This window comes from Myceligenerans indicum (genome assembly GCF_016742955.1).
Classification (GTDB): Bacteria; Actinomycetota; Actinomycetes; order Actinomycetales; family Cellulomonadaceae; genus Myceligenerans; species Myceligenerans indicum.
Genome location: NZ_JABBYC010000003.1, coordinates 79261 through 95033 on the forward strand (window position 1 = coordinate 79261; position 15773 = coordinate 95033).

Annotated in this window: 16 protein-coding genes and 3 tRNA genes; 12 read left to right on the plus strand and 7 right to left on the minus strand. The window is 72.6% G+C overall.

The features are described from left to right. Positions 1-49 precede the first annotated feature (49 nt). A complete protein-coding gene (locus HGK34_RS03725; RefSeq protein WP_201845227.1) occupies positions 50-1306 on the plus strand; it encodes an MFS transporter in 1257 nt (418 codons plus the stop codon). Positions 1307-1346: 40 nt separating this feature from the next. On the opposite strand, the gene HGK34_RS03730 is transcribed toward HGK34_RS03725, so the two are convergent. The 6 genes from HGK34_RS03730 to HGK34_RS03755 all read right to left on the minus strand — a co-directional run bounded on the left by HGK34_RS03730 (position 1347) and on the right by HGK34_RS03755 (position 6042). Beyond that, on the minus strand, positions 1347-4280 hold the full coding sequence (locus HGK34_RS03730) for an N-acetylmuramoyl-L-alanine amidase (protein ID WP_201845228.1): 2934 nt from the start codon (positions 4278-4280) through the stop codon (positions 1347-1349). Positions 4281-4594: 314 nt separating this feature from the next. Then, positions 4595-5062, minus strand: a complete 468-nt coding sequence (locus tag HGK34_RS03735; RefSeq protein ID WP_201845229.1) for a MaoC family dehydratase — start codon at positions 5060-5062, stop codon at positions 4595-4597. Beyond that, the gene (locus tag HGK34_RS03740; RefSeq protein ID WP_201845230.1) at positions 5059-5535 is read right to left on the minus strand and encodes an FAS1-like dehydratase domain-containing protein; all 477 of its coding nucleotides are present in this window, start codon (positions 5533-5535) and stop codon (positions 5059-5061) included. The genes HGK34_RS03735 and HGK34_RS03740 overlap by 4 nt, the downstream gene beginning before the upstream one ends. 34 nt (positions 5536-5569) lie before the next feature. After that, the gene (rpmG, locus tag HGK34_RS03745; RefSeq protein WP_123815762.1) at positions 5570-5740 is read right to left on the minus strand and encodes a 50S ribosomal protein L33; all 171 of its coding nucleotides are present in this window, start codon (positions 5738-5740) and stop codon (positions 5570-5572) included. 91 nt (positions 5741-5831) lie between these two features. Then, positions 5832-5905 (minus strand) — tRNA-Met (locus HGK34_RS03750). Between the two features lie 64 nt (positions 5906-5969). After that, positions 5970-6042, minus strand: a tRNA-Thr gene (locus HGK34_RS03755). A gap of 220 nt (positions 6043-6262) precedes the next feature. Here HGK34_RS03755 and HGK34_RS03760 point away from each other — a divergent pair. The 10 genes from HGK34_RS03760 to HGK34_RS03805 are packed head-to-tail and all read left to right on the plus strand — an operon-like array spanning position 6263 to position 14402. Continuing rightward, positions 6263-6730: a hypothetical protein gene (locus tag HGK34_RS03760; RefSeq protein WP_201845231.1), complete on the plus strand. Its 468-nt coding sequence runs from the start codon at positions 6263-6265 to the stop codon at positions 6728-6730. Then, the gene (locus HGK34_RS03765; RefSeq protein ID WP_201845232.1) at positions 6727-7650 is read left to right on the plus strand and encodes a hypothetical protein; all 924 of its coding nucleotides are present in this window, start codon (positions 6727-6729) and stop codon (positions 7648-7650) included. Before HGK34_RS03760 ends, HGK34_RS03765 begins: the two co-directional genes overlap by 4 nt. A 19-nt stretch (positions 7651-7669) precedes the next feature. Further along, entirely contained in the window at positions 7670-9040 is a 1371-nt protein-coding gene (locus tag HGK34_RS03770; protein WP_201845233.1) for a V-type ATPase 116kDa subunit family protein, read from the plus strand. Beyond that, entirely contained in the window at positions 9037-9462 is a 426-nt protein-coding gene (locus tag HGK34_RS03775; protein ID WP_201845234.1) for an ATP synthase subunit C, read from the plus strand. The genes HGK34_RS03770 and HGK34_RS03775 overlap by 4 nt, the downstream gene beginning before the upstream one ends. Before the next feature lie 2 nt (positions 9463-9464). After that, positions 9465-9683: a V-type proton ATPase subunit F family protein gene (locus HGK34_RS03780; RefSeq protein WP_201845235.1), complete on the plus strand. Its 219-nt coding sequence runs from the start codon at positions 9465-9467 to the stop codon at positions 9681-9683. Further along, positions 9680-10210: a hypothetical protein gene (locus HGK34_RS03785; RefSeq protein ID WP_201845236.1), complete on the plus strand. Its 531-nt coding sequence runs from the start codon at positions 9680-9682 to the stop codon at positions 10208-10210. Before HGK34_RS03780 ends, HGK34_RS03785 begins: the two co-directional genes overlap by 4 nt. Next, complete coding sequence (locus HGK34_RS22440; RefSeq protein ID WP_201845237.1) at positions 10207-11931, plus strand: V-type ATP synthase subunit A; 1725 nt, start codon at positions 10207-10209, stop codon at positions 11929-11931. The genes HGK34_RS03785 and HGK34_RS22440 overlap by 4 nt, the downstream gene beginning before the upstream one ends. Next, entirely contained in the window at positions 11928-13328 is a 1401-nt protein-coding gene (locus HGK34_RS03795) for a V-type ATP synthase subunit B (protein ID WP_307815718.1), read from the plus strand. Before HGK34_RS22440 ends, HGK34_RS03795 begins: the two co-directional genes overlap by 4 nt. After that, positions 13325-13978, plus strand: a complete 654-nt coding sequence (locus tag HGK34_RS03800) for a V-type ATP synthase subunit D (RefSeq protein ID WP_201845238.1) — start codon at positions 13325-13327, stop codon at positions 13976-13978. The genes HGK34_RS03795 and HGK34_RS03800 overlap by 4 nt, the downstream gene beginning before the upstream one ends. After that, positions 13950-14402 (plus strand): universal stress protein, encoded by a 453-nt coding sequence (locus HGK34_RS03805; RefSeq protein WP_201845239.1) that lies wholly within the window; start codon positions 13950-13952, stop codon positions 14400-14402. Before HGK34_RS03800 ends, HGK34_RS03805 begins: the two co-directional genes overlap by 29 nt. A 135-nt stretch (positions 14403-14537) precedes the next feature. Here HGK34_RS03805 and HGK34_RS03810 read toward each other — a convergent pair. Continuing rightward, positions 14538-14619, minus strand: a tRNA-Tyr gene (locus tag HGK34_RS03810). Between the two features lie 125 nt (positions 14620-14744). On the opposite strand from HGK34_RS03810, the gene rarD reads away from it, so the two are divergent. Continuing rightward, positions 14745-15761, plus strand: a complete 1017-nt coding sequence (rarD, locus tag HGK34_RS03815; RefSeq protein WP_307815720.1) for an EamA family transporter RarD — start codon at positions 14745-14747, stop codon at positions 15759-15761. The last annotated feature ends 12 nt before the right edge of the window (positions 15762-15773 follow it).

Genomic DNA, 15773 nt, shown 5'->3' on the forward strand with positions numbered 1-15773 from the left:
CGCGTGGAAATCGGTTCACGGACCGTATCGTTTCGCGGGAGAATATCCTGTGCCTTCCGTCAACGCAGCGTCCCGCGCCGTCTTCGTCGTCTTTGCCGCAAGCGGCTTCGCGTTCGCGAGCTGGGCGTCCCGTCTCCCTGCCGTCCGGGACCATCTCGGCCTGTCCGAACACCAGATGGGCCTCCTGCTCCTGACAGCAGCCGTCGGATCGGTCGCGGCACTCCCCCTGTCCGGCATCATCGTCCAGCGGATCGGCACCGCACGCACTGTGCTCGGCTTCGCCGTGGTGATGACCACGGGAATCGCACTGGCGGGATTCGGCGCATTCTGGGAACAGGACCTGGTCGTCCGCGGCGGGATGATCCTCATGGGCATCGGCGCCGGGGTGTGGGACGCCGCCATGAACCTGGAGGGCGCAGCCGTCGAGAAGCAGCTCGGCCGGTCGATCATGCCCCACTACCACGCGGGGTTCTCCTTCGGCACCGTGGTCGGTGCCGGGATCGGCGCCGGAGTCGCATTCCTCGGGATGCCGTTGCAGTGGCACCTGATCGCGACCGGAGTGGTGGCACTGACGTCGGTCATCGCATCCGTGCCGGCCTTCCTCCCGGAGTCGGCCGTGCGTGCCGCCGGCAGCGACTCCTCGGGCCACGACCTGTCCCAGGGCCCGGACATGTACGCGGATCCTGCCACCGCCACGCCGTCGGACAGCACACACACCGGGCTGCGCGGGATGCTCGGGGCGTGGCGTGAGCCACGCACCCTCGCGATCGGTCTCGTCGTGCTGGCCGCGGCGCTCACGGAGGGCGTCGCGAACGACTGGGTGGGGCTCGCCGTCGTGGACGGATTCGGGGTGACGAACGGCACCGGCGCGGTGGGGCTGGCCGTGTTCCTCGTGTTCATGACGGTCATGCGACTGGCGGGCACGCGCGCCATCGATCGGTTCGGGCGGGTCCCGATGCTTCGGGTGACCATGCTGCTCGCGATCATCGGCGTGACGGTCTTCGCACTCGTGCCGTGGATGTGGCTTGCCCTGGTGGGTGTGGCGCTGTGGGGCATGGGTGCGGCCCTCGGCTTCCCGATGGGCATGTCCGCGTCGTCGGACGACCCGGAGCATGCGCCGATGCGCCTGGCCGCCGTGTCGACGATCGGCTACGCGGCGTTCTTCATCGGCCCGCCGCTCATCGGCTTCCTGGCAGACCACACCGGATACCGGCTTGCCATCCTGGTCCTGACGGTCCCGGCGGTCCTCGGCCTGACGGTCTCGGCCGTGATCAGGGAGCCCGCTGCCGCGAAGCCCGCGGCATGACGGTCCGTGGCACCGGGTCCGGCCGAGCGTCGGGCACCGCTCACCAGTTGCGCGTCGTACCCGGGGTGTTCGGCGGGAGCTTCACGGCGTGCGGGTGGAGCACGTACGTGAGCCCATCGGTCGAGGTCTGCCACACGCGCTCGAAGTTCTCGCGGCTGTAGACCACGCGGACCTGCTCGTTCGTGGCCCTGTTCGGGTCGTTGAGCACCGGGTCGCCGTCGGCCGTGAACCCGACGATCGTCAGCAGGTGGCCGTCGGTCGCGTAGCCGGCCTCCGGCATCTCTTCCCGCGCGAAGTTCACCGAGACCACCAGCGGGATTCCGGCCGCGACGAACCTCTCGGCCTCGGCCAATGAACGCAGGCGCGTCACGAACGACTCCAGGCCGAACCGGTGCGCGTACGCCGTGTTGAACGGCCAGTTCCCCGCGCCGCCGTACGCGTAGTCCCAGGAGTTGATCGCGGCGTGGTCCACCTGGGGGTCGCCCGCCGGCGCCTCGATGTCCTCGAGCAGTGCGGCGGGGACCTCGTGCTTCTTCCCGTAGGAGTACATGACCATCGTGGTCGACGTCGGCGAGCACCACACCTGACCGCCACCACCGAACTGGGGGTACTCGCCGAGGTGCGTGAGCTGGCTGTATTGCGGGACGTCGAGCTCGACCGCACGGTCCAGGGTGAACTCGCTGGTGCCTTCGTAGCGCCCGTCCGGCAGGTACTCGTTGGTCATGGTGGACACGGACGCGAGACGCGGCGACGCGGTGGAGCCCGCCGGGCGGTACAGGGTCGCCCGGGTCTGGAACGCCGTGGGCTCGTGGCCGGTCCTGGCCACGTAGGTGTCCGTGAACAGGCGGGCGTCCTCGTCGTGCTGGCCGTCGACGGAGGTCCGGTGGATGTCACCCACGGAGCCGTCGGCGGGGGCGAAGTCGCTGCCGCTCGCCCACCGGCCCATGACGAACCACTTGGTCCACGTGCCGTCGTCCTTGCGCCCGCGGAACTCGACCTGTATCCACGTCCCCGTGGGTGTGGTCGCGTTCCACGAGGTCACCGACTCGTCGACCGGGTAGCCGAGCTCCACCACGGGCGACGTCCACGTACCCGTCTCGTACTCGACCGGGGTTCCGTCGCCGTGCGGGTCCGTGTACTCCACCGTGGGTCCCGTCCCCCGGATCCGCAGCGCTCCACCCGCGCCGGGCCGCAGGTTCTCCCGGGCCCCTTCGGACAGCCCCCGGTGCCCGGACCAGTGGGTGGTGGTGATCCGGTCGCCGTCGTCGGTGTTCTCCTCGTCGTTGTCGTCCCGGCCCGGTTCGTCGCCCGGCCCGTGCAGTACGACGTCGTCCGCCTTCACGAAGAACTGCCGGTGGGCCAGCCAGACCTGGTGGTACCGGGACTCCCCGAGCACGTCGGTGCGGTCATCGGCGCCCGTCCCGTCGAAGGTGGTGGCGCGGTAGTAGTCGGGAACGACGTCCGTCTCGGACACCGCGTACCTCTGGCCGACGCCGATCTCGTACTCCAGGGCACCGACGGTCTGCACCGGGATCCCCGGGTACGGGGCGTACGCCTCCGGCTCCGGATAGGCGCGGCCGTAGACGGGTGCGGGCGTGCCACCCGCGACCGTGACGGTCGGCGCCGTCGTCGGCACCACGACAGGACGCGACGCCGGATTGTGCAGCCACGCCTTCGCGCCCGCCCACCAGACGCCGAGCCACTCCCCCTCGACCTCGTCCACCACGAGCTTGTGACCGGACTGCACGCGAGCGCTGATGTCGCTCGCGTCCGTGCTGCCGTCGGCGCCGCCGGGCTTCCACCCGGGATCGCGGACGAGGGGCGCGTCCGACGACGGCTCCTGGTGCAGGTACAGGAAGTTCGTACCGGCGCCGTCGGCACACGGGCCGCTCCCTGGGGAGGCCGGCCCGCAGCCCGTGACCTGCTGCGGGTTGTCGGCGTAGCCCGTCCGCACCTCGACGACGTCGCCCGCCGAGACGTGGGTCGTGGCAGGCCTGTGGCCGCCGATCGGCGCGCCCAGCAGCTCGAAGTAGTGGTCCCAGTCCCAGTAGGGACCCGGGTCCCAGTGCACGTTCCGGGTGTATCCCTCAAGAATGCCCGGGACCTGGTCGTGGCCGATGATGTGCGCCCGGTCGAGGGGGATGTCGTAGCGCCGCGCCAGGTACTTCACCAGCCGCGCGGAGGAACGGTACATCTCCTCGGTGTACCAGCCCGCCGTTCCCGCGAAGCCCTCGTGCTCGATCCCGATCGAGTGCGTGTTCAGGTACCAGTTGCCCGCGTGCCAGCCGATGTCGTCGTTCTCGACATGGTGGGCGACGTGGCCGTCGCCGGACCGGATCGTGTAGTGCCAGCCCAGGTACTCCGGGTCGAGCACCAGGTCCACCGAGCTCTCGTAGGAGCCCTCGGTGTCGTGGATGACGATGTAGTTCAGGCTCGGCCCACCCTCGCCGGTGCGCTCGGCCTGGTCGTGATTGCCGTAGGCGGTGGTGTCGCCGGGGGCGTCGGGGTCGTCCTTCTGGTACGGAGCGGGGAGCCACTCGCAGTCCAGTGCGGCAGGACAGTCGGGCAGGGCCCCTGCCGCAGGCCTCACCGCCTCACCTCGTTCGGGGCCGAGAGCCGGATCGCCCTCAAGGATCGCTGCCTCACCGGCGGGGGTGATCGCACCCGTCCCGGGGCGAAGTGCCTCGTGGGCCTGCCCGGCGAAGGCTTCGGAGTCGTTCATGCGCGAGGCGGCGACCTCCCACTCTGCGTTGTCTGCCGCGGATCCTGGTGAGAGCTCCGCCGTCCGGCTCGATGCGTCCCGCGGCCGGGGCGGCGATCCGGGTCCGGTGAGGCCGTCGTCGACGGCCTGCCTCCGGGAGACCTCGTGCTCGCTGCTCGCCGGCCCGGTGGACGCCGCGGCGGCGGGGACTGCCGCGGCATTCGCGAGGACGGCGGCGGCGATCAGTGCCGTGGTGCGCCGAAGGTGCGTCACGAACGTTCCTCTCGTCGGCCGGACGGATGGGTCCGAGAGCATCAGATCGCGACACGAATCTATATGGAAGAAGGAGAACGATCCATCCGACAACTCCTGCGGGTTCGTGAATGTCCCCCGCGGCCTCCTCACCGGAACTGTCCCTGGTTCGGTACCGACGGCGCGTCGGTGACCGGACGGAACAGGTCATCCAGGGCACGTCATCGGGGAATGGCACACGATGCATGCGATGGCCGGGGGGGGCAGGCTGCCGTGCTCCGGCCACGGGCCGGCGGGACGTGCGCGCGTGGAGCCGCGTGCGCGGGCGGAGAGGCTCAGCCGTCGAGCCGGACGACCGCCTGGGTCTTCATGAGCACCTTGGCGCCCTCGAACGTGACCGTCAGGTCCACGCGGGTGGTGCCTGCCTCCACGTCGATCGCGCCGATCTTTCCGCTGACCTCGACCGTCGCCACGCCGTCGGCGGGCACGGGAACGGGGCGGGAGAAACGGGTCGTGTAGTCGACGACGGCGCCGGGGTCACCGGCCCACTCGGTGACGAGGCCGACGACACTGCCCATCGTCAGCATGCCGTGCGCGATGACGCCGGGGAGCCCGACGCCCTCGGCGAACTCCTGGTCCCAGTGGATCCGGTTGAAGTCCCCGCTGGCGCCGGCGTAGCGCACGAGGCGCGACCGGTCGAGCTCGACGGTGCGGGTGCCGATCTGGTCGCCCACGGCGAGGGCGCCGAGTCGCGGGCGCGCGACGGCAGACGGCTCGTGCGACTGTTCGGTCCGGGCGGTCATGCGTCCTCCCCGCGGACGGCGAGCGTCGAGGTCACCGTGACGACGGGTGTGCCCGGAACGGTGTCTGAGCCGAAACCCGTCTCCGACGTCGCGAAGATCTCACACCGGGTGGTGACCATCGACAGCGCGCCGCGACTGGTGACGGAGTCGACGTGCAGCACCGTCACGAGTTCGTCTCCGGCGACGATCGGATGGTGGTGCGTGAAGCGCTCATCGGCGTGGACCACACGCGAGAAGTCGATCCCCGCCTCCGGGTCGGAGACGTACTGGCTCTCGGCACGCTGGGCGATCACCACCGCGAAGGTGGGTGGCGCGACGAGGTCCGGATAGCCCAGACCCCGCGCCGCCACGAGATCATGGTGCGCGGGGTCGGTGGCTCCGACGGCCTCGGCGAACTCGCGGATCTTCTCGCGTCCTACGGAGTAGGGAGCGGTGGCCGGGTACTCACGGCCCTGGAAGTCGGGGTTCGCCACGTGACAGCTCCGTCGGTGGAATCCTGCCGCTGGGTCAGCGGGTCTCGCGGTGCGACGTGTGCTTGCCGCAGCGCGGGCAGAACTTCGCCATCTCGAGCCGGTCCGGGTTGTTCCGGCGGTTCTTCTTCGTGATGTAGTTCCGCTCCTTGCAGTCCACGCAGGCCATCGTGATCTTGGGGCGGACGTCAGCGCTCTTGCTGGCCATGGCTCTCACCTCTCGCGCCTCGACGGAGGCGCCATGTGTGCGGATGATGTGTTACGGATTCCGCCCGGCGACCAGCGCCGGGCGGAGGCGGTAGCGAGGGCGGGGATCGAACCCGCGACCTCACGATTATGAGTCGTGCGCTCTGACCATCTGAGCTACCCCGCCGCACGTGATCGAACGCGAGGCCTCCCACCCGTATTCCGGTGGGCGACCCCGCGCCAATTCACAGAGCCCCGAAAGGGAATCGAACCCTTGACCTTCTCCTTACCATGGAGACGCTCTGCCGACTGAGCTATCGGGGCAGCGAGGAAGACTCTACATGTCCTCGGGCCTGGAGCGAAATCGAATCGGATGTGACATGAGCCGCTCTGTCGCTCCTCACTGACCTGCGCGGGGCTGCCACCGTTTGACGGCCCTCCGGCGACCGGGTCACGCTGGAAATCTGAGCGCACGGCGTCAGAGCGGAGACTGTGATGCGGCCTTCCCGACCGATCCGCGCCCGGCACGGGCCGGTGTGGTGACATGCCGTCGTGGCGCAGTTTCCTCGACCGGTTCCGCCCGGCCGGCACGCCCGGCGCGGCGGCCCGCCGCGGAGTGCCCGCGGACCGTGTCGCCGAGACGGAGGCCGAGCTCGCCCCGGTGCTCGGGCTGCTGGATGACGCGGAGACGGAGGCGGCGCGGATCCGTGCCGCTGCGGCCGACGACGCCGCGCGGATCCGGCGGCAGGCGGCCGAGGAAGCGGCAGCGACCGCGGACCGCGCCCGGATGCGCTCCGCCGAGGTCCGGGCCGACGTCGCGGCACGCGTACGCCGGACCGCCGACACCGAGGTCGCCGCTGCCACCGCCGCCGCGCACGTCCGTGCCGACGAGCTGCGTACACGTGTCGCCGAACGGATGCCGCGCTACGTGGACCGGGTGGTCGCCGAGGTCGGTGAGCTGATCGAGACGCTGGCCCGGGAGCAACGGCCGCCCGGTGCGAGGCCGGCATGACGGTCGCGTGGATCGCCGGCAACGTGCGGGCCGCGGCACTGCTCGATCGCCGGGTCGGCTCGCGGCGCGCACGTGAGATGGCGACGTCGTCCTCTCTCGACCGGGTGCTGCACGCACTTGCCGACGGCCCCTACCAACGAGAGGTCCGGCCGGGTCAGGACCTGGCGCAGGCCCAGCACGGGATCGCGGCGGCTCTCCTGTGGCACCTGCGTGTCCTGGCCGGCTGGCAGCCCCGCGCGGGATCGGAGGCGCTGCGCGTCCTGGCCGGCTGGTTCGAGGCCGCCAACGTGTGCGAGCACGCGCGCGCCCTGGCCGGGCTCCGGGCGGAGGAGCCGTACCGGCTGGGCGCGCTGTCGCTGGCCTGGCACCGGCTGGCGGCCACCACCTCGACGGCGGAGCTGCGATCGACCCTGGCCGACTCCCCGTGGGGAGATCCGGGCGCGGGCACGCCCGAGGCGATCGCCGTGGCGGTGTGGCTCGGCTGGGCCGATCGGGTCCGCTCCGCGGTACCCGCGGCGGCCGCGTGGGCCGCCGGCGGCGCGGCGCTGCTCGTCGCACGCCACCGCTTCCTCGACGACGCCCCGCTGAGCGAGCCCGCCGGCAGGCGCGCCGCACGGGTGCTCGGCGCGAGCGCGGTCGCCGCGCGTTCCCTCGGCGAGTTCACGACACGGCTGCCCACCCGCGCGCGCTGGAGCATGTCCGGGGTCGAGACCGTGGCCGACCTGTGGACGGCGGAGGCACGATGGTGGACGCACGTCGAACGGGATGCCCAGCGGCTGCGCCGGACGCCCCGGTTCGATCCGTCCGCGGTGATCGGTGTCGTCGCGCTGCTCGCGGTGGACGCCCGGCGGTTGCGGGCCGCGCTGGAGCTCGCCGCGCACGGCGGCGAACCGCTGGAGGCCTACGATGCCGTCGTCTGAGACGATCGGACCCGTCCGGATGGAACGCGTCGCACTCGTCGCGGTGCCCGACCGGCTGCGAGCGGTCCTGGTGCAGGTCGCCGATGCGGGTGTCGTGCAGCTGGACACGACGGCCGGCGAGGAGGAGACCGACGATCCCGCGGCGCGGCGGCTGCACCGGCTGCCGCACTCCGACGCCCCGGCACGACTCGCCGCCGGGCCCCCCGATCTGGACGCCCTGGAACGTGCCGCGAGAACCGACCTGCTCGCCGGTGAGGTGGAGCTTGCCGGATACACCGCGCGCGCGGTCCGCCGGGGTAACGTCGCGGCGCTCACCGGCTGGTGCCCCGCGCCGGAACTTCCGGCGCTGGCCGAGCGGATCGCGCCGCTGGGCGGCGCCCTGGCCCCGATCCCCGTGCCACAGGGAGCGACGCCCCCCACTCTGCTCGCCGGCGGCAGGGCCGTCCGCCGATCGTTCGCCCCGCTGGTACGCACCTACGGCACCGTGCCGTATGCCGACGTCGATCCCACGGTCGGCGCGGGCATCGCGTACGTGGTGATGTTCGGGATGATGTTCGGCGACGCCGGCCACGGCCTGCTGCTGCTCGTGCTGGCGGGCCTCATGCGGGCCGGCCGGCCGAGGCCGCTCGCCCGGTTGCGGGAGGCATGGGCGTTCGTCGCGGCAGCCGGGCTCGCCGCCACCTGCTTCGGCGCGCTGTACGGAGAGTTCTTCGGCCCCACGGGCGTACTGCCGGTGCTGTGGCTGCACCCGCTCGAGGATCCGCTGCAACTCCTCGCCGTGGCCATCGGCGTGGGAGCGGTGCTGCTCGGTGTCGCCTACGCGGTCGGGACGGTGAACCGGTGGCGGGAGGGCGGTGCACGCCTGGCGTTGTACGCGCCGTCGGGCATCGCCGGCAGCGCCGTCTTCGTGGGGATCGGCGGGATCGTGGGTGGAGGGCTCGCCGGCAGCAGCGCCCTGATCGGCGGCGGGGTGATCGTCGCCGTCGCAGGCCTGGTCCTGGCCGCGGCCGGCCTGTACGCCGAGTCCGGTGGCGGTCCGACCGGGGTCGTGCAGACTGGTGTCGGACTGTTCGACGTGGTGGTCCGGCTCGGCTCGAACCTGGTGTCGTTCGCACGCCTGGCCGCCTTCGGCATGACGCATGCCGCGCTGGGCTGGGTGGTCTGGCAGGGCACCGTGGCACTCGCGGGGCTCGGGTGGCTCGGGATCGTGGGTGCGGTGGTGGTCTTCGTGGCAGGCAACATCGTGACGTTCACGCTCGAGGCGCTGGTGGCCGGTGTGCAGGCGCTCCGGCTCGAGTTCTACGAGTTGTTCTCCCGGGTCTTCACCACGGAGGGGACGCCCTTCCGTCCGTGGCACGTGCCCCTGTCGACGCTGGAGGATGCACCATGATCGTCTGGGTTGCCGCCCTTCCCGTCCTCGTGGTCGGCTCCGTGCTGGCCACGGTGCTGCTACGGCGTCGTGGGCGTCCCGCGGTGCGGCTGTTCCTGGCAGCGAACGCCGTCCTGCTGCTCGCGGCGGCAGCCGTGGTGGTCGTCGCCCTGACGGGTGGCCCCGTGGAGGCGGCCACGACACACGCGGCGACCACGCCCGCGGCCGCCGGCAACTGGGCGGCACTGCTGGGCGCTGCCATCTCGGTCGCGGGTTCGTCGATCGGCGCCGCCATCGCCGTCGCCTACACGGGCGCGGCGGCGCTGGCCGCGCTCAGCGAGCGCCCCGAGCTGTTCGGCCGGGCGATGGTGATCGTCGGGTTGGCCGAGGGCATCGCGATCTACGGCCTGATCGTCGCCGTCATCCTCATCCAGCAGGCCTGACGATGGGAGGCATCGCGGCGATCGGGGCCATGGTGGACATCCAGGGCTTCGGCCTGGCCGGGGTGCGCGTGCTGCCGGCCGATGGTCCCGACGAGGTGCGTTCGGCGTGGCGTGGCCTCGACGAGGCCGTCGAGCTGGTGATCCTCACGGCGAACGCTGCGGCGGCGCTGGCCGGTGAGCCGCCCGCCGAGCATCCGCTGACGGCGGTGCTGCCGTCATGATCCGGCCACGCGCGGAGCGGACGCGGGCCGCACTCGAGCCGGTGCGGTCCGAACTGCTGCGCCAGGCCCGCACCGACGCCGCCCGGGCTCGCGCGGACGCGGAGGCCGACGCGCGCCGCACCCGGGAGTCGGCCGCGGCGCAGGCTCGGGAGGTGGTGGACCGGGCGCGCGCCCAGGGGCACGCGCAGGCCGAGGCCGCGGCCGAGGCGAACCGCGTCCGGGCGCGGCGGGCAGGCCGGGCCGAGGAGCTGGCCGCGCGGCGTGCCGCGCACGACGAGTTGCGCACGGTGGCCGTGGAGGCCGTACGCCTGCGGCTGCGCGACGGCCCTGGCTACCCGGCGCTGCGCGAGACGCTCACGGAGGTGGCTCGCCGGCAGCTGGGACCGGAGGCGGACGTACGGGAGGATCCGGGTGGCGGGGTCGTCGCCACGGCCGATGGCCGACGGCTCGACCTCACGCTGGCCACGCTCACGGGGCGAGCCTGCGACGGACTCGGTGCCGAGCTGGACGGACTGTGGTCCGTGTGACCGGGCAGGCGCGGATCAGCCGCGTGGCCGGCCCGCTGGTCGAGGTGCGGACGTCCCTGCCCGTGGCGATGAACGACCTCGTCACGCTGGGGCCGCACGCATTGCCCGGCGAGATCGTCGCGATCCGGGACGACCTGCTGAGCGTGCAGGCCTACGAGTACACCGGAGGACTGGCGCCCGGGGACGTGGCGGTGCCCCGGGGCCATCCGCTGTCCGCCGAGCTGGGACCGTGGCTGCTGGGCGGTGTCTTCGACGGATTGCTCCGGCCGTTGTCCACGGCCGCGACCTGGCTGGCGCCGGGGGCGTACGGCCGGCTCGGGGGGCGGACGTGGCCCTTCCGGCCCGCGATGTCCGCCGGTCAGCAGGTGTCGGCGGGGTCGGTGGTGGGGGTCGTGACCGGAACGGGCCCGGTGGAGTTCCGCGTCCTGGTGCCGCCCGGCGTCGCCGGGACCGTCGAGACCGTCGCCCCGGAAGGGAGGTACGGCGCCGACACAGCCGTCGCGACGGTGTCCGGCGTCCCCGTCACGGTCGCCGCACGCTGGCCGGTGCGCCGCCCGCGCCCGTCGGCCGGACGGAGGACGGACGCCACCGCACTGCACACGGGTCAGCGGGTGCTCGATCTGCTGTTCCCGGTGGCTCTGGGCGGTACGGCGGCGGTTCCGGGCGGGTTCGGCACGGGCAAGACGGTACTGCTGCAACAGCTGGCGAAGTGGTGCGACGCCGATGTGATCGTGTACGTCGGGTGCGGCGAGCGCGGCAACGAGATGGCCGAGATCGTCGGCGACCTGCTCGAGCTGAACGACCCGCGCACGGGCGGCCGGCTGGCCGACCGCACCGTGATCATCGCGAACACGTCGAACATGCCGATGATGGCGCGGGAGGCGAGCATCTACACTGGCGTCACGGTGGCCGAGTTCTTCCGGGACATGGGCTATCACGCGGTGGTCATCGCGGACTCGACGTCGCGCTGGGCGGAAGCACTGCGCGAGTTCTCCTCTCGTACCGGCGTGCTGCCCGCGGAAGAGGGTTATCCGGCTGAACTGCCGTCGGCGCTGGCGGCCTTCTACGAGCGGGCCGGTGCCGTTCGCACGCTCGGCGGCCAGGACGCTTCGGTGACCGTGCTCGGCGCGGTGTCACCCCCGGGCGGCGACCTCACCGAGCCGGTCACGGCGCACACCGAGCGGTTCGTGCGCTGCCGCTGGACGCTGGACCGCGACCTCGCGTACTCCCGCCACTACCCGGCGGTGTCCTGGTCGGCGTCGTTCTCCCGGGATGCCGGGGCCGTCGGCGCGACCCACGCCCGCACGGGAGATCCGGGCTGGGCAGGCCGCCGGGGCCGCGCCGTCGGCCTCCTGGCGGAGTCGGACCGGTTGACCGCCCTGACCGAGCTCATGGGTGTCGGCGCGCTGCCCGGGCACGCACGGATGGCCGTCCTCGGCGGACGCCTGCTGCGCGAGGCCGTCCTGCAGCAGAGCGCGCTCTCCACCAACGACGGGTTCTGCGGCGAGCCGAAGACGGCCGCGCTGCTGGACGCCGTCCTCACGGTCGTGGACCGCTGCCAGGAGGTGGTCGCCTCCGGGACACCGGCGACGGTCGTCGAGGAGCTGGACTTCGGCCCGCTGATCCGTGCCCGAGAGGAGTCCGGCCCCCAGGACACCACCGCGGCCGCCCGCCGGCGGGACGCGATGCTGGCGCGCCTCGCGGAGCTGGAGACGGTGTGAGCACCGCGGGATGGATCGACTACACCGACGTCCGCGAGCTGCGCGGTCCGTTGCTCGTCGTCTCCGGGGTGACCGGCGTCGGGTGGGACGAGTACGTGCTCGTCAAGCTCGACTCCGGGGCACGGCGCCACGGCATCGTGCTCGAGGTGGACGGTGACCTCGCGGTCGTCCAGGTGCTGGAGGGCACCGCGGGACTCGACCCGTCGAGCACCCAGGTGGCTTTCTCCGGGAGACCGCTCCACGTCCCGGTGGGTGAGGGCTGGCTGGGGAGGGTCTGCAACGGGCGCGGCGAACCGCTGGACGGCGGCCCGCCGGTGACGGGGCGCCGTCTCGCCCCGGTGAGCGGGTACCCGCTCAACCCGACCCTGCGCGACCCCCCGGCGGAACCGGTGCTGACCGGGGTGTCCGCCATCGACGGGCTGACCACCCTGGTCCGAGGCCAGAAGCTCCCGGTGTTCTCCCTGGCGGGCCTGCCACACCTGGCGCTGGCGGGCCAGATCGCCGCGCAGGCGACCGCCGGCGGCGAACCGTTCAGCGTGGTGTTCGCGGGAATGGGCCTGACCCATGCCGATGCCGCGTTCATCCGGGACGTCCTCGAGGAACGCAGCGCTGCCGGAGAGCTGGTGCTGCTGCTGAACACGGCGGACGACCCGGTGATCGAACGGATTCTCACCCCGCGCCTGGCACTGACCGTCGCCGAGCACCTCGGCTTCTCCGGCGGACGGCACGTACTGGTCGTCCTGACCGACATGACGTCGTACGCCGAGGCCCTGCGCGAGGTGTCCGCCGCCAGGGGAGAGATCCCGGCGCGGCGCGCCTACCCCGGCTATCTGTACAGCGACCTGGCGTCGCTGTACGAGCGCTGCGGGCGGGTCAAGGGGCAGGAGGGATCCGTCACCGTGCTTCCGGTGCTCACGATGCCCGGCGGAGACATCACCCACCCCGTGCCGGACCTGACCGGCTACATCACCGAGGGACAGATCGTCTTCTCCCCCGAGATGCACGCCCGTGCCGCGTACCCGCCCGTCGACGCGCTGAGCTCGCTGTCCCGGCTGATGCGCCACGGTGCGGGCCCGCACCGCACCCGTGACGACCACCTCGCGGTCTCGGGGCAGCTGCTCGCGGCGCTGTCCCGCGCCCGGCAGGTCCGCGAGCTGGCCGACCTCATCGGGATGGGGGCACTGAGCCAGACCGACCGGCACTACCTGGAGCTCGACGACGCCTACGTACGCGAGTTCGTCGACCAGCGCCCCGACGAGACGCGGCACCTGGACGACACGCTGGAGCGGGCGTGGCGGGTGCTGCTGCGGCTGCCGCGGCGTGAGCTGGCGATGCTGCCCGGCGAACTGCTGGATGCCCACGAGACCGGACCTGCCGGAGAGCGGAGGGCGGAATGATGGCCCAGCTGCGGGTGCCGCCCGGCCGTACGGGCCGGCTGTGGCTGCGCGACCGGCTCGCACTCGCCGATCGGGGGGTGTCGCTGCTGGAACGCAAGCTGCGCATCCTCCTGGCGACCCAGCAGCGGCTCGCCATCCAGCTGGAGGACGCCCGTCACGACTGGACCCGTTGCGCCGCCGAGGCCCGGCGCTGGGCGCTGCGGGCCGGACTGGCCGGCGGCCGCCGGTCGTTCCGGCTGGCCAGCGGAGCACCGACGGCGCAGGTGCGCTTCGGGTGGACCGTGGTGATGGGAGTGCGTTACCCCGATCGCGCGGAGTGCGACCTGCCCGGCAGCGACCGAGCTGCCGTGGTGGTCGGCAATGCCGCCGTCGTCCACGCTCGGGCAGCACATCGTCGGGCGGTGCAGGCCGGCGCGCAGTACGCCGCCGCGCTCGCGGCCGTGCGGACCGTCGATCAGGAGGTGGACACGACACGAGCGCGTGCCAGAGCGTTGCGCCGGCACTGGATTCCCCGCCTGCGGGCCGAGCTCACGCGCACGGAGCTGGCTTTGGAGGAGGCCGAGCGTGCCGACGCGATCCGCCTTCGCTGGGCCTCCGGAACCGGCGGAGGGAGTGGTCGGATTGATCGCCAGGATCCTGGTCGCCGTTGACGACTCACCGGCCGCGCTGGCCGCGGCACGGGCGGCGGTCACCGCCGCCGTGCAGTTCGGCGCCGCCCTGCGGATCGTGCACGTCCGCGCCGACCGCACCGGCGATCCGCTGCGCGGCGCCCGGGAACCCGTGGACGCCGCGGGCACCGCGCGGCGGGGCGCGGAGGCGGACGCGCTGCTCCGGCACGTCCTCGCCATCGCGGACCGGTCCGGAGTCCGTGCCGACCCACGGCTCGTCACGGGACAAGCCGTGGCACGCGGCATCCTGTCCGAGGTACGCGGCTGGCCCGCCGAGCTGATCGTGATCGGCCGCAGCGACCGCACGGGCCCCGGGGAGCCCTACATCGGGCAGGTGAGCCGCCACGTGCTCGAACTCGCCGACGTGCCGGTCCTGGTGGTCCCGGCCCCGCTCCGCACCCCCTGAACGAGCCACGCCTCGCACCGAAGCCGCCGGTACGCCGCGGCGCCCGTTCGTGGCCCGCCGAACCGGCCCGCGCGGGCAGCATCGTGACAAAGCAATGAGCCGGGACATCCGATGATGTCCCGGCTCATTCCACGGTGGCGGGTGAGGGATTCGAACCCCCGTAGGCTGTGCCAGCTGATTTACAGTCAGCCCCCTTTGGCCGCTCGGGTAACCCGCCGTGGTGCGGGAGCAACACTAACCTGTCCGGGCCCGCACAGGAAATCGGAAATCGCGTCCTCGCCGGTGATCACCCTCACAGAGCTGCCGGCCCGCATCGTTCGGCCCGCGTCCTATCGTGGCCGGGTGAGCACGACCGCCCCCGACGGGGCATCCACGAACCCTCGCCGCACCGCCGGGCCGGACCGGCCGCCGTCGGGCAGCGCCGACGGCGACGCGGTGCCTGGGGGCGACGCGGTACCCGGCGGCGACCGCTGGGGTCTTCCGCTGGGCATCGCCGCGTTCCTCTTCTGGGGCGTCGGCATGCCGCTCTTCTTTCCCCTGCTGGAGCCGGCGGGGGCGATCGAGATCATCGCGCAGCGGATCCTGTGGAGCCTGGGGTTCTGCCTGCTGGCCCTGCTCGCGACACGAACCCTGGGCGAGCTGCGACCCATCGTCACGAACGCGCGCCTGGTGGGCACCCTCGGGATCGCCTCGGCCCTGATCGTCACGAACTGGACCGTGTACGTGTACGGCGTCCTGACCGAGCGGGTGCTCGACGCCGCGCTCGGTTACTTCCTGAACCCGGTGGTGACGGTGCTGCTCGCGGTCCTCGTGCTCCGCGAGCGCCTGCGGCCGGTGCAGTGGGTCGCCGTGGGCCTGGGCCTGGCGGCGGTCGCGGTGATCGCGACGGGGATGCACGGGCTGCCGTGGATCGCGGTCTGTCTCGCGTTGTCCTTCTCGGTGTACGGACTGGTGAAGAACCGGACCGGTCGTTCCGTGGGGGCGCTTCCGGGGCTGACGGTCGAGACGGCGCTGGCGGCTCCGGTGGCGGCGGGGTATCTGATCTGGCTGGGGAGCGCGAACACGTTCGGGTCGCATGGCGTGGGGCATGCGTTGTTGCTGGTCTCGGCGGGGCTCATCACGGCGCTGCCGCTGCTGTTGTTCGGTGCGGCGGCGCGGCGGCTGCCGCTTTCGGTGGTGGGGATGCTGCAGTATCTGGGCCCGGCGCTGCAGTTCCTGGTGGCCGTGCTGGTACTGGGTGAGCAGATGCCGCCGGCGCGTTGGGCGGGGTTCGCCCTCGTGTGGGCGGCGATCGCCGTCCTGGCGTGGGACACCGTGCGGGTGGCGCGACGCAACCCGCGTCCTGTCAGGGCGGCCTGACACGGCCCGGGC

Bases quoted from the DNA above. Each gene is read 5' to 3' on its own strand.
- HGK34_RS03770 (WP_201845233.1), top strand. From the start codon at position 7,670: ATGGAACGCGTCGCACTCGTCGCGGTGCCCGACCGGCTGCGAGCGGTC.
- HGK34_RS03735 (WP_201845229.1), bottom strand. From the start codon at position 5,062: ATGACCGCCCGGACCGAACAGTCGCACGAGCCGTCTGCCGTCGCGCGC.
- HGK34_RS03760 (WP_201845231.1), top strand. From the start codon at position 6,263: ATGCCGTCGTGGCGCAGTTTCCTCGACCGGTTCCGCCCGGCCGGCACG.
- HGK34_RS03775 (WP_201845234.1), top strand. From the start codon at position 9,037: ATGATCGTCTGGGTTGCCGCCCTTCCCGTCCTCGTGGTCGGCTCCGTG.
- HGK34_RS03780 (WP_201845235.1), top strand. From the start codon at position 9,465: ATGGGAGGCATCGCGGCGATCGGGGCCATGGTGGACATCCAGGGCTTC.
- rpmG (WP_123815762.1), bottom strand. From the start codon at position 5,740: ATGGCCAGCAAGAGCGCTGACGTCCGCCCCAAGATCACGATGGCCTGC.
- HGK34_RS03765 (WP_201845232.1), top strand. From the start codon at position 6,727: ATGACGGTCGCGTGGATCGCCGGCAACGTGCGGGCCGCGGCACTGCTC.
- HGK34_RS03800 (WP_201845238.1), top strand. From the start codon at position 13,325: ATGATGGCCCAGCTGCGGGTGCCGCCCGGCCGTACGGGCCGGCTGTGG.
- HGK34_RS03785 (WP_201845236.1), top strand. From the start codon at position 9,680: ATGATCCGGCCACGCGCGGAGCGGACGCGGGCCGCACTCGAGCCGGTG.